General features: G+C 47.1%; 11 protein-coding genes. 2 read left to right on the forward strand and 9 right to left on the reverse strand.

Annotation, left to right across the window (positions count from 1 at the left end; genetic code table 11):
• Positions 1-9: 9 nt before the first annotated feature.
• The 4 genes from QUA45_RS05085 to QUA45_RS05100 form a co-directional block, all read right to left on the reverse strand.
• Entirely contained in the window at positions 10-849 is an 840-nt protein-coding gene (locus QUA45_RS05085; RefSeq protein WP_333095126.1) for a Tab2/Atab2 family RNA-binding protein, read from the reverse strand.
• 283 nt (positions 850-1,132) lie between these two features.
• The gene (locus tag QUA45_RS05090; protein WP_333095124.1) at positions 1,133-2,338 is read right to left on the reverse strand and encodes an adenylate/guanylate cyclase domain-containing protein; all 1,206 of its coding nucleotides are present in this window, start codon (positions 2,336-2,338) and stop codon (positions 1,133-1,135) included.
• 21 nt (positions 2,339-2,359) lie between these two features.
• Entirely contained in the window at positions 2,360-2,902 is a 543-nt protein-coding gene (locus tag QUA45_RS05095; RefSeq protein WP_333095122.1) for a peroxidase-related enzyme, read from the reverse strand.
• 96 nt (positions 2,903-2,998) lie between these two features.
• Complete coding sequence (locus tag QUA45_RS05100; RefSeq protein ID WP_333095120.1) at positions 2,999-3,226, reverse strand: hypothetical protein; 228 nt, start codon at positions 3,224-3,226, stop codon at positions 2,999-3,001.
• A gap of 264 nt (positions 3,227-3,490) precedes the next feature.
• On the opposite strand from QUA45_RS05100, the gene QUA45_RS05105 reads away from it, so the two are divergent.
• Positions 3,491-4,759 (forward strand): valine--pyruvate transaminase, encoded by a 1,269-nt coding sequence (locus QUA45_RS05105; RefSeq protein ID WP_333095118.1) that lies wholly within the window; start codon positions 3,491-3,493, stop codon positions 4,757-4,759.
• Positions 4,760-4,984: 225 nt separating this feature from the next.
• Here QUA45_RS05105 and QUA45_RS05110 read toward each other — a convergent pair whose 3' ends face one another.
• The 5 genes from QUA45_RS05110 to QUA45_RS05130 form a co-directional block, all read right to left on the reverse strand.
• Entirely contained in the window at positions 4,985-7,156 is a 2,172-nt protein-coding gene (locus QUA45_RS05110; protein ID WP_333219799.1) for a caspase family protein, read from the reverse strand.
• A 207-nt stretch (positions 7,157-7,363) separates the two neighbouring features.
• Entirely contained in the window at positions 7,364-8,545 is a 1,182-nt protein-coding gene (gene sat / locus QUA45_RS05115) for a sulfate adenylyltransferase (RefSeq protein WP_333095114.1), read from the reverse strand.
• Between the two features lie 162 nt (positions 8,546-8,707).
• A complete protein-coding gene (locus QUA45_RS05120) occupies positions 8,708-9,799 on the reverse strand; it encodes a DUF6745 domain-containing protein (protein WP_333219801.1) in 1,092 nt (363 codons plus the stop codon).
• Positions 9,800-9,924: 125 nt separating this feature from the next.
• A complete protein-coding gene (locus QUA45_RS05125) occupies positions 9,925-10,524 on the reverse strand; it encodes a hypothetical protein (protein ID WP_333148365.1) in 600 nt (199 codons plus the stop codon).
• 194 nt (positions 10,525-10,718) lie between these two features.
• The gene (locus tag QUA45_RS05130; protein ID WP_333095110.1) at positions 10,719-12,191 is read right to left on the reverse strand and encodes a site-2 protease family protein; all 1,473 of its coding nucleotides are present in this window, start codon (positions 12,189-12,191) and stop codon (positions 10,719-10,721) included.
• A gap of 33 nt (positions 12,192-12,224) precedes the next feature.
• Here QUA45_RS05130 and QUA45_RS05135 point away from each other — a divergent pair, with 33 nt between their 5' ends.
• Entirely contained in the window at positions 12,225-12,899 is a 675-nt protein-coding gene (locus QUA45_RS05135) for an MBL fold metallo-hydrolase (protein ID WP_333219803.1), read from the forward strand.
• The last annotated feature ends 47 nt before the right edge of the window (positions 12,900-12,946 follow it).

Raw genomic sequence — 12,946 nt, forward strand, 5'->3', positions numbered from 1 at the left:
ATTTCCCTCTTATCGCTCATAGTTCAACAGCCAAAAGCCTGTATAAGTCATGCCACTATCATCGGGCTGGACTAACAAAAAATGCAATCCTTTACTTAATTGCTTGCGCTGTTGGTAAATTTGGGCCGCAGCTTTCACCTCGCTATCTTCAAAAGTAGCCACAACCCACCTATCTACTAACCCAGCTTCCAATATCAATCCGTCTGGTTCTCCAGCAATATAATTCAAAGCGAAAGGTTTGGCATCCTGAAGCCATCTAGCCAACCGCATAGACTGGCGCCCGCCGTCAATCACAACTCCCGGTACGGGTACTGTTGAGGCCAAGCCCAAATTCAGCGGTAACAGGAATTCTGGCATTTCCAAAATTGGCAGGGGACGCCCTTGAAAAGCATCTTCAATGTCGCCGGCGGGTAGGGAAGCAAAACGCCAGCCATCGCCCCAGAGGTTTTCGGGTAAGGGTACGGGCGGCGGCGAGTCGAGGGCGATCGCACTGTAAGTTTCACCTGTATAATTAGGCATACTCAAATATTCTTTTGCGCGTTTTTGCAGCAGCAATTTCAGAGCCGCAGTGCGCCGAGTCGCTTCCACCTTGACACCCAAAAGTTTGCCCGCAGCTTCGATTAAGCCCAGAGACTGAGGCCTAAATACTTGAATCAAGTCGGGCAAATTCTGAGTTTGAGCTTGCTGCTGCAACTGCGAAGCTAGCCAATTAGAATTTGCGTCCCCTTGGCGACAAACAGCGCTAAATTGAAAATTGCCTTCCGAGTCGCAAATTAAGAGTTCCCACAGTGGTTTGCCAGTTTCGTCTTGGAGAGGACGGCGGTAAAAATCGGCTTGCCAAATACGCATAAATAATTAACAAATAAAATCTACAACTCGATAATTTTAATATAGTCTGGTGACAATCCGATACAATACCGAACTTTGAAAAAAATTCGACTTATATATTCTGAGTTCATAGTTGAGTTAGATTTGTATATCTAACAGCGGTTAAAAAAAGGCCACTGTAGCCTGGTGAACCCAATCAGGATAGTTATCAGTCATTCCCAATTATAAAACTTTTTCTCTAAAATTTAAAAGTGTAGAAAGGCTGGGCTTGCCATCCTCCATTAGCAATTAGCGCTTCCAAAATTTATTTAAGATGGCGAACCAAATACATATCCAACTCGCCTTTATTTTTAGCATAAATTTTTCCTCGGTAGTCGCATTCAAAAAAATCTCTAACTAATTCAAACGTGTCGTGAGAGATATTGATATTTCCAGCTACGCCGGAAGATTCCATCCGAGATGCAGTATTAACTGTATCTCCCCAGACATCATAGGAAAACTTTTTATGACCAATTACCCCAGCAAGTATTGGGCCTGAATGAATGCCAATACGGATATCCCAATAAGGGATATTTTGTTGAGCTTTCTGCAATTTTCGCAAATCCATGAACTGTCGAATTTCTATGGCAGCAAGTACAGCGTCAAAGGCGTGTGTTGGGCGAGGCGTAGGAATTCCTGCAGCGCACATATAGCTGTCGCCAATAGTCTTCAGTTTTTCCATAGAATATTTATCCATCACGCGATCGAAATAAGAAAAACAATAATCTAGTTCGTCAACCAACTCTCGCGGCGTCATTTTTTCAGATAACTGAGTAAAGCCTTTAAAGTCAGTAAATAAAACCGATACGTTATCATAATAAAGTGGTTCTACTTTGCCGTTATTTTTGAGTTCCTCGGCAATTTCAAGCGGCAGCACGTTCAACAGTAGCTGATCGGATTTGTGCTTTTCGGCATCGAGTTCGGAATACAGCCTATTTATCTCTTTAAAGCGTTCAGCATTTCGGATAGCTGAAGATAGTTGCAAAGCCAAAAGATAGCCAATTCGTAAATCTTCTTGAGTGTAAGCTCTCGACTTGGTTGTGGCAAAATTAATTGTCCCTAAAACCTTACCTTCGCTTTCCAAAGGAAGGATAATTTGCGAAGCGTAGGGGGATAAAATAGCAGTAGCACCCGCTTCTTGAATTAATTGAGGTTGACGAGTTGTGAAAGCCTTGTGAATAGGGCCACCCTCTGGGAGGGCTGCAATATCTACAGGAATATGCCTGCCAAATAAGGTCATGCAAGTGTTAGTGCTGTGCAGGCAAACGCTACAGTGTTCAAAGTCTAGCAACCATTTGGCTTGCTTGCCTAGTACCCGCAAAATCTGGTTGAGATCGAGGGTGCGGTTAATGGCAGTGGCAACTTCGTTGACAGCGGAAATGCGGATGGAAAGCGCTTGAGCTTCTGCTAACAAACGGCGGGCTGTCAACAGAAGCTCTTCTCGATCTAGATCTTCTAGCCGCTCGCCCATAATATGGGTATACAATATAGATTACAAAGCATCTATTTCGAGGGCTATTGCATCAGTATATCGGTTAACAAAGCTAAACAAGTCTGCTGTCGCAATAATCTCAAAAATTTCTGAATCATCAAGTCCTAAATCCCGCAGGTTTTGGTAATCAGTTTCTGTCATTTCCAGGGGTTTTGTAGCAGCCAGCAAGCCAAAGGTAATTACGGCTTTATCACGTTTTGGCAAAGGGCAGTTGGCAAAGTCAGAAACTAGGGTTCGCAGTAGTTCTTCGCTCATCCCCAAGGCTGACAATCCGTGCAGGTGAACTTGTAGAGCGTACTCGCTATTATTTGATTGGGAAATAGCGACGCCGACCATTTCTTTAAGCGTGCGAGGTAAGTCTCCTTGCAGGATAGTTCCCCGGAATTTTTTCCAATTTGCTTCTAATAGGTCAGGGTTAATTGCCATTGACTTGAACAGGTTGGGGACGATGCCAAACCCCAAGTCTGTCAAGATTTCTTCGTACACTGCTTTGGCTTTAGGATCGGTAAGCTGCTCGTATTCTATAAGTGGAAAGTGTGTCATTGTTGTGTTGAATTTTACGGCTGTTAATTGGGTTGGGAATTTACGTGTTTGTTATGTAACGCCACTCAAAGGGCGACCTTACGACCTATCTTGGCTTTAGTCGGATTGATAATAAAATGCACCGCTGTCAGCAAACCGCGAATCATGAAAATGAGCTAGCAACAAATCTGATTCTTGAGGCTGGATTAAACCTGTAATTATAGCAGTAACAGGAGCCCATAAAATTCTGTTGCGATCGGGTTCTACGGCTAATTTTAGATTCTCCCAATGGTTGTTGTCAAGTATCGGCAATTCATCTGGCGCGACGGCGTGAAATCTTACCACAACTCTTGAATTAGAGATTGCTGTTCCGTTCGTTAATTTTTAGGCAAAAAACACTGTTCGATCGATCGATCCAGCTCCACAAATGGCCTGAATCTTATGATCCGGCGCGCGCACAGGGGAAAAACAAAATGCAGTGCGATCGAGTTTATTGCATTAATCAGACGCTCGATCGACAACCCATGCCCCAGACAAGCTAGGCTAACGCCTGCGACTGGAGTTATTATGGGTAAACTGTAAACTTCTATCATTGTCGCTGCATTTGCTATGAACCCTGCCCTGACTCAATTTGGCGCTCAGATGTCCCACCTCACGGGAGTTCGGGCAATTATGAAAGATATTATTGAAACTCTCAGAGCCGGCAGCGGGCAGGAGTTTATCAATTTGAGCGCCGGAAACCCGGTGATTTTGCCGGAAGTCGAGCAGTTGTGGCGCGACTGCACTGCGGAACTTTTGGCGAGCCCGGAATACGGCGAGGTGGTTTGTCGCTACGGTTCCAGTCAAGGTTATCAGCCGTTTATCAATGCGGTATTGGCGGATTTTAATCAGCGTTACGGACTGAATTTGACGGAGCGCAATATTCTAATTACTCCCGGCAGTCAATCGATCTATTTCTACGCAGCCAACGCTTTCGGCGGCTACACTACCAGCAAACAGCTTAAAAATATTGTTTTACCGCTGAGCCCAGACTACACGGGTTACGGCGGCGTTAGCTTGATTCCCGAAGCGGTAGTAGCCTGCAAACCCACCCTCGATATTGATGCAGCCGCCCACAGGTTCAAATACCGCCCGGATTTCAGCCAACTGTCGATCGACCAAACCACCGGTTGCGTCATTTTTTCCCGTCCCTGCAACCCCACCGGCAACGTTCTCACCGACGACGAAGTTAAGAAAATTGCCGATTTAGCGGCCGCTTTCGACGTGCCGGTGTTCGTTGATTCCGCCTACGGCCCTCCCTTCCCGTCCTTGAATTTTACCGAAATGACGCCGATTTTTGGCGGCAATATCGTGCACTGTATGAGTTTGTCGAAAGCAGGATTGCCGGGAGAAAGAATCGGAATTGCGATCGGCGATGAAAAAATCATTCAAATATTAGAATGTTTTCAGACCAATATGTGCATTCATTCGCCGAGATACGGACAGGCGATCGCAACTCGTGCCATTACGTCCGGCGCTCTTGCCGATATTTCCATAAACGTAATTCGCCCGTACTATCAAAGCAAATTTGCGATCGTAGAAAGCACTCTAGAGCAAGCAATGCCGAAGGATTTGCCGTGGTTTTTGCACCGGGGCGAAGGAGCAATTTTCGCATGGTTGTGGCTGAAAGATTTGCCAATGACTGATTGGGAACTGTATCAAGAGTTGAAAAAAGTCGGCGTAATTGTCGTGCCGGGAAGTTCTTTCTTCCCCGGTTTGCGGGAAGATTGGCAGCACAAACATGAGTGTTTACGCATCAGTTTGACCGCAACAAATGAGGAGATTGAAACTGCAATGAAACGCTTGGCTCAAATGGTAGAAAAGCTTTATCAGTCTTGATTTCTTATACCAAATCCGCCGAAATCCACCTCGTTGCTGATTCGGCGGTTGAAACCGCTCTGCAAGTGAAACTTTCGTCATAGATCATAGGGACAAGCGAGATCAATGGGGTGTTTAAGCCGAATTTGATATGATTTCTCTGTCTTGCGTAGGTGGACTTCGTTGGTGTAGTTTGAGGTCAAAAGCGATTGAAATCGCGGACTATGAGCGAGGAGTTTTTAACAATTAAACGACTCGATAAACAAAACTCAGAGTTGCCCAAACATTCACATCCAAAGCCAAATCATCGGTCGATATCCCCACTTTCTGCACCCCCGGAATGCTAGCGGCGTGCAAATCTTCTAGTACCGCCCGCGCCACATTTAAAGGATTCAACAACACTCGAATTGGCAGGGCATCCCTCGTTTGCTGCATTTCGGCTTCTATTGCAGCCAGAGTTTGAGCGAAGGGACTCTCACTAAATATAATCACAGTTTCCGCAAGTCCGATCGCCCCAGATACCGCCCACCCGATCGCCCCAGCCGCCGGCACGGTCACATTCTCCCCAGGAGCGATCGCCCGCGACATTCCCCCCACAGCATCTTTGCCCTCAACGCCGAGCACGGACAGCCGTCCCGCGCTGTCCGTGCAAAACACCGCAAAGTAAACCGGGCTATCGCTGTCGTTATACAATCTGCACTGAATTCGGCTGCTTTTGCCCACACTTAGTATATGAGCATTGGCTGATTTCTCGCTTTCCCCGGTCAGCGGTTCCAGGCGGTAAGACTTTTGGGCCCGCACCGACTCCCGCTGTGCCACAGCCCGCGCTTGGGGTGCGGTAGTTGCCAGAACCGCCCGCACCTTCAGGCGCGAAGACCCCTCATTGACTGTCAGCCGCAGCAACTTCCCAGCCTGCAGCGCTTTCAACTGCGGAGTCAAGCGCTGCACCGCCACCTTGACTGCTTCTCCCCCGTCGCCCTCAGTATCGGGAATCAGCATTTGAGCCAAAGAAAACAAACCGTAACGGCTTTGTATCAAAGCAGGTTCGTGAGGCGAGACTGTTTCGACTAAAGTCGTTTCCGAGACTCTGCCAAACCGACAGTCAGCCGGTTGCTCGCTGCCTACCGCCGAAACTTGCGGCACAGTCGCAAAGGCGCTGGTAGCGTCCACGCGCTCGATACGTTCCAAACCCGAGTCCAAAGCTACAGTCAAACCGATGTTTCGCGACAATACCCGAATTTCTTCCCTCACCACTTCGCCGACTGTTAATTCGCCGAAAGTTCGATCGAACCCGTCTACAACTTGGGCTTTAGCAGAGAGGCCCGTGCGTCCCCGCAGCAAAAGCCTCGCGCCCTCCGAGGAATCCACAGCAAACACAGAACCCCCCGAGCACTCCAAAACCCCCGGCGACAACCCGCCCAGCCACAAATGCACAGTTTTGCCCCCCTCTTCCACCGCCGTCACAGCGCCGTCAGATGCAGGCGAATTCAAGATTAAATTTGAAAAATTCACCGCCGGCGCGGTTGTTAAATCGTGATTGAGAATTTGCGGTTGCTGCGATAACCCTGTCATTTGCTCGACATTGCCCGCGGCGCGGCTGAAACTGACGCTGAAGCTGCTAGCGGGAGTTGCCCACCACAAAGTTTGGGTGAGGGCGTAGGTAAACAAACCTGCGGTAAATCCGTTCCACTCTTGTTCGGCGGCGAGTTGGGAATTCGCACCCGCGGCCAGTACGGTGGCGGCCGGACGTAGATTTGTGCCGGATCTGAGGTCTTCGGCGAACGTTAATTCTCCGAGGCGAGGCTCGCCGATGGTGGGGCGGGGGCGGGAGCGAATGCGAAAGTTGCCGTTTGTAGGGAAACCCCGATAGGGGTAGCTGGTGTCGAGGATGGCGATCGCATTTTCTGTCGGGAGCGATCGCATCAACAGCAACAGCGTTTCCTCTAAAATATCGTTCACCGCCCGGTTTGCTAACAACGGCAAAACATCATCCGCCGGCACCAAACTGTTGTGCATTTTTCCGGGAGACTCGGCCAAACTGACTCGGCTACCGCAGCCGCTAAAGTGAAAAACTACCACGTCACCGGGTTTTGCTTGTTCCCCCAAGTGAGTGACAAAAGCCGTCTCGATATTCTCCCTCGTAGCTTTAGCGTCAGTCAAAGTCAAAATGTCCGACGGCACAAACCCAAACCGATATATCAGCAGTTCCCGCTGCAATTCCACATCCGTCACGCAGCCGTGCAGGGGCGAGTCTGGATATTTGTCAACGCCAACCAACAAAGCCAATTTCCTGGCTGTCGGCTGCGCTAAGACTTGGAGGTAGCGATCGCCCAACGGCAGCCACAGGGCCTCGCTGATTCCGATGGCGGCCAGCACCCGGCCAGCTTGCTGCAAAAATTCCCGCCGCTTGAGTCCCATTTTTAAATAGCTTTGAATTTTAAGTTTTGAATTTTAAGTTACATTCCCCTCAATAATTTTAGGAGAATTAATTAGATTGTGAGTGTTTAGTATTAAGGGAGTTTTTAAGTTTTAACTTTTGAGCTTTAAGTTAAAAATTTCCCATTTAAAACTCAAAACTCAAAATTAAAAACTATGCAGAATGCCGCCTCCACCCAAGTTCAAGATTTAAATCTCGTAATTGAAAATATTCATTGCCTTGGCTAATTCTGCGGCGACTTCCGGCCGGGAAAACTGCGGCGGCGGCAATTTTCCAGCGCGCAGCATTTCCCGAACTTTGGTTCCCGACAAATGCACCCGTTGTTCGGGAGTGCTGGGACTTGTTTTAGTTGTAGCCATTTGTTCCGTCAGTGTGCAATAGAAAGCGTGCTCGAATTTCATCGGCACAATTCCCAATTCTCCCGGTTCAAATTCATCAAAAATATGTTGGGCATCGTAAGTGCCGTAATAATCGCCAACTCCAGCGTGATCGCGCCCCACGATAAAGTGAGTGCAGCCGTAGTTTTTGCGGATTAAAGCATGAAAAATTGCTTCTCGCGGCCCGGCGTAGCGCATCGCCGCCGGATTAATTGCCAAAATTACGCGATCTTTTGGATAATATTTTTCTAGCAGAATTTCGTAGCAGCGCATCCGCACATCAGCCGGGATGTCGTCTTCTTTTGTCGTCCCGACTAGCGGGTGCAAAAACAAGCCGTCTACTGTTTCTAAGGCACATTTTTGGATGTATTCGTGTGCGCGGTGGATGGGGTTTCGGGTTTGGAAACCGACTATCGTTTTCCATCCTTTTTCTGCGAACAGCATTCTCGATTTCGCCGGGTCAATTTGGTATTGGGGAAAACGGACATCTAGTTCGCGTTCCAGCAGCCAAATGTCGCCTGCGAGGTTAACGGGCCCGGATTTGTCTACTACTTGGACGCCCGGGTGTTTGAGGTCGTCAGTGCGGTAGACGTTGAGGGCTTCTTCTTCTTTACTGTAGTGATATTTTTCTGCAAGTTCCAAGAGCCCGACAAATTTGCCCGCCGGCGAGTCGAGGCGCACTAAAGTTCCTGCTTTCAGGGGGGCGGCGACTTGTTCTGTTACCGAGAGGGTGATGGGAACCGACCACGGAAGGCCGTTGGAGAGGCGCATTTGTTTAACGACCGATCGATAATCAGCTTCGTTCATGAACCCTTTGAGGGGACTCAGGGCGCCGATGCCGATCATTTGCAGGTCAGAGATCGATCGATCCGAAAGCTGGACTCGCGGCAAAACTTCTGCTTTGTCGAAAAATTCTTGTCTTTGGTCTAGTGTGGCAATGCGGTTGACCAGGATGCCGCCGTGAGGGGCAATGCGGTCTGAATGCTGGCTCATGTCGATTTGAAGTTGTGGGTTTTAGCTGCCAGAGTACATAGTATCAAGCGGTGGCTGCAATTCTACATTTTTTAATTGTTCTGGACTTGTGCAGAATGCTGCTTTTGTGGCGCTGTAATTCTTTAACTGTAAACTCGCGCGCTCAAAACTCTAAACTTTCCCTCAAGTCTGGACTTGAAATTCTTCGGGATCTATTCCCCAATTTACCCAGCTAATCGCTTCTTTAGCCGTTAGCGAAGCCCTCGAAGAGGATCGCACTTTTGGAGGCACTCGCAAGGCATGAAGGTGTCCCGTACTCGGACAAGTCATCTTTAACAAATAAATTGGCTCTATGTCAATATTATGGTCAATTTTCAACAAAGTATATTCTTGCCAAGTATCCAATTCAGTTGCTTGCAATTCTTGACAAATTCTCGGATAGCCGATCGCCTGAATCAAAACTCGCCGCACTTCGGCATTCTGTTCTGTTAACAGCCAGGAAGCTTGCCAAGACTGCGGCGGAACTTGACCAATTATTTCCGGCAGTCGGACGCCGCGATAAGAGTATACACTGAACTTGTCAGCAAATTCAACGGCTGGTTGACCTTCTGCGTGGAGCAAATATTCGCTATCAAAATGAAGTTGGATCGGGCGATCGCACACAAAGCACTTTTTCTCAAACGGGTAAATCCAGCCGCAGTTTTCCACTAAAGATTTAAAGGCTGAGTATAAAGGGCGATCGTACTCCAAATTTAACACGCCTATACAAAAATCCACCCAACTTCCGTGACAGGCTGACAGTTGTGAAAATATGCTGTTATTAATATCAGCTTGATCGCTCGGTAATCTCTGAAATCTCCCGCCCAAATTCCTTGCTAATTTGACGTAAACTTCGTCTTTAACATGAACGTGCAGTTGATTCATAAGTTCAGCATACAGCGGATTATAGAGTTTGCTGTAAATTTTATTTTCCAGTTCACTGTCGAGTTGACTTCTTAATATATCGTACAATTCATTATGAATTTTGTTTCTGATTTCGCTGGCCATTCCCAGACCATAATCGCGTATCCTTAGCGGTTCAACAGCTTGCAAAGCTGTGTAAGGGCTGTCACAGAAAATAATTTCCGGTTCAGGACAGCGGATGATGTGGTAGGCGGTGTTGATGGCCGCTGTCGCTTGCGGGCGATCGACTGGTTTTATCGAAAGTCCAATTTGTCGCCACTTCTCGCGATAAATCGGAATTAGCGCTATTTGTTTTGGAGTAATTGCGACCATTTGTAGACCTAGATTATTTGATTGTCGGTCAAAAATTTTTGCTTTCGCATCCGGTAAAAATTATCCTTAAGTTTGCAAAAATAACGGAATTTTCCCTAGAAACCTATTTTATTAGAGTTGTCCAATTATTGGTATAAATTAACGATTGTTTGCAATACACCTAAAATCATAGGAACATTATCGACACAATAAACATCAGCATCAATAATTAAATTATTTCCATCTAATTTAAGAAACCGCCAGACAACGCCAGTAGTTACGCAGCCAAATACGGCAGGTATGGAATTGTGTTCGCGTTCGTTAAATAGCTGAGCCGCTACCATTTGTGCTGCACACTGTGGCAGACAAGATTCTATTTTTGGACCTTTCGTTTCTCTCAATGCAAAAACTGGAACTTTAATTTCAAAATCAAACGGCACGGAAGATAATAGAAAGTCGCATTCCCCAGTCAATCCCTGGTCAACATCTACATCAAACGACCAACCAGAAAAAATAGAAAATTGTCTGTTGTTCCTTTCCCTAAATTCTAACAAAAGAGGAGAAATAATCCGTTCGGAACGTTCTTTTGCAGTTGTAACTGCAGTGTTAGAACTAATTTCGAGGGTTCTCCAAAGCCATTCGGAGGGTTCTACAGGAACAATCTTGGAACTCAAAATAGGACTGAGTGACGGTTCCAATCCAAATCGCTCTTTTAATTGTTGGAAAGTAAAGGATTTGTAAGGCATATTTTTCAGATAAGTCGCTGAAACTCTAGATTACTTGGAGAGACCAAGCGAGTTAATAAATGCTAAACACCCTTGTATAGCAACCCTTGCAAAATTTTGTCAACCTCTCTTTTCTTCCTTCTTCTCTCTTCCCTCAGACTTCAACATCAATCGGTTAGTTAAATCCGTTACATAATCCGTTGCCGATCTTCCTTCTAAACATTTAACCACTCAAGGAGTACCCTGGGCGCCGGCAACAAAATCATTAACAAAAGCGCGATCGCCAACAACCCCAAAAAATCCCGACGATTATCCAATTCGCTAACATCATTCAGCGCTGGTTCGTCGTTTAATGGCGTCAAAAACAAAATAATCGCCCACAGCAGCAAACCCTGTTCCAAAAAAGAAAGCAGCAACATACAAAGTCTAGCAAATTGCCCGATCGCCATACTCGCTCGCTGGCCGAACATCGCGTGTACGATGTGCCCGCCGTCGAGTTGTCCCACCGGCATCAAATTAAACGCCGTCACGATCAAACCCAAATAACCCGCCACCGCTACCGGATGCAAATCGATCGCAGTTTCAGCATTCAAAGCGCCGCCCAAGGTTAACTTGCTCAACAAAGTCATCAGCAGCGAAAAACTGGGTTTGAAAGAGTCAAAATTTAACATTCCCGACTTGTCAGACAGCGGTACAATAGTCGAATGATTCAAACCCCAAATTAATAATGGCACTGTCACCACTAAACCCGCAAGGGGGCCGGCAATGCTAACATCAAATAAAGCTCGGCGGTTCGGAATTGGACTCCGTATTTGAATGAATGCCCCAAAAGTTCCCAAGAAAAAAGGAATCGGGATAAAATAAGGCAAAGTCGTGCGAATTTTGTAGAATCGGGCAGCTAAATAGTGGCCGGATTCGTGAATTGCTAAAATTGTAATTAGAGCCAGTGAGTAAGACAAACCCTGGAGCAACATTGATGAGTTGGACTGCAAAGCTTGTTCAGTAACTCCGGCAATTCGCGCCCCGACAAGCGTAGTCGTAAACACCGTGATCAGCAGCAAAGCTAATGCAAAAAATGGCCGGGTTACAGATTCGGTTTTGACAGGAGTTTCCCCTGATTGGTGGCTGGGATTGGGAACTATAGCAAAAAAAGGTTGACCGCTCAAGCTATTTTGAAATACTACTAAAAAGCGATCGCCAAAAAGCCTCTCCACATTCTCCCGAATTGTTTGATAAGCCGCCTCCGGGTTCGTCCGCAACTGTCCCCGACAAATTACAGCCTGCGGCCGAAATTCCAAATCTCGCAAAAAGTAAATTGACCAAGGAAAACAATCGCGCAAACTCGCTTCTTCTGCTGCATCGATCGGGCGCACGGGCGGTTTTTGCTTAACAGGTTCAGTCGCAGAGTCTGCTACCTGCTCAGGAGTTTCGGCGGTAATTTTCTTGCGCCCCAACTGTACCAGAAACCAATACAAAAAAGGGCAAACCAGAAAAGGTATAATTACCAACTCCGGCGGTACAGTTTTGCTGTTACCGTAAACTAAAATCCAACCACTCCAAATCAGCGCGGGCGCCATCATTACCAGCCACAGCAGCCATATCGGAGTCCGGGTGATGCGGCTGGTGCCGTTCTGCAACAAGTAGTACGATATCAGCCCCAATACGAACAACCATAGTAAAAAGAACATAATATTTATCCCATTCCCTTCTGAAATACTTCCTTGAAACAACAGAGTTTAGTCTCCAAACAACCCAGGCCCGTGCTCGACAATATCCTTGCTTTCCCGCCTAACCGGGAAACTCTGGGTGCAACAGCCTATTTCATTGTAGAAAACCAAACTAACATCCTGGTGGATTGTCCCGCTTGGGATGAGATTAACCAAACATTTTTGCGGGAACACGGCGGCGTGCGACTGCTGTTTCTCACCCACCGCGGCGCTATCGCCAAGGCGCGGGAGATTCAGGAAGCCACGGCGTGCGAGATCCTGATTCAAGAACAGGAAGCTTATTTACTGCCGGGTTTGAAGGTGACGGTTTTTGAGCGAGAATTTGTTGTGAGCGATGGAATCAAAGCATTTTGGACTCCCGGCCATTCTCCTGGTTCCTCTTGCCTTTATCATAGTGGCAGCGGTGGAGTGCTGTTTTCGGGTAGGCATTTGCTCCCCAACCGAGAAGCCGCCCCAGTACCGCTGTGGACGCCAAAAACTTTTCACTGGCCCCGGCAAATTAACAGCGTGAAGTCAATTATCGACCGATTTTCACCGGAAACTTTACAGTATATTTGTCCCGGTGCAAATACTGGTTTTTTGCGGGGAAAAGGATCGATCGATCGAGCTTTTGAGCAATTAGCCAATCTGGATTTAGCTGTTTGTTTACAGTCAAAAGCTGAACCCTAAATGTCTGCTGCAACATCGAAAAATGATCGGACGCGCTAATTATAGCG

Source organism: Microcoleus sp. Pol12A5 (assembly GCF_036701435.1).
Classification (GTDB): Bacteria; Cyanobacteriota; Cyanobacteriia; order Cyanobacteriales; family Microcoleaceae; genus Microcoleus.

Coding starts and splice junctions, on each gene's coding strand:
- QUA45_RS05085 (WP_333095126.1), bottom strand. CDS start 849: ATGCGTATTTGGCAAGCCGATTTTTACCGCCGTCCTCTCCAAGACGAA.
- QUA45_RS05090 (WP_333095124.1), bottom strand. CDS start 2,338: ATGGGCGAGCGGCTAGAAGATCTAGATCGAGAAGAGCTTCTGTTGACA.
- QUA45_RS05095 (WP_333095122.1), bottom strand. CDS start 2,902: ATGACACACTTTCCACTTATAGAATACGAGCAGCTTACCGATCCTAAA.
- QUA45_RS05105 (WP_333095118.1), top strand. CDS start 3,491: ATGAACCCTGCCCTGACTCAATTTGGCGCTCAGATGTCCCACCTCACG.
- QUA45_RS05110 (WP_333219799.1), bottom strand. CDS start 7,156: ATGGGACTCAAGCGGCGGGAATTTTTGCAGCAAGCTGGCCGGGTGCTG.
- sat (WP_333095114.1), bottom strand. CDS start 8,545: ATGAGCCAGCATTCAGACCGCATTGCCCCTCACGGCGGCATCCTGGTC.
- QUA45_RS05120 (WP_333219801.1), bottom strand. CDS start 9,799: ATGGTCGCAATTACTCCAAAACAAATAGCGCTAATTCCGATTTATCGC.
- QUA45_RS05125 (WP_333148365.1), bottom strand. CDS start 10,524: ATGCCTTACAAATCCTTTACTTTCCAACAATTAAAAGAGCGATTTGGA.
- QUA45_RS05130 (WP_333095110.1), bottom strand. CDS start 12,191: ATGTTCTTTTTACTATGGTTGTTCGTATTGGGGCTGATATCGTACTAC.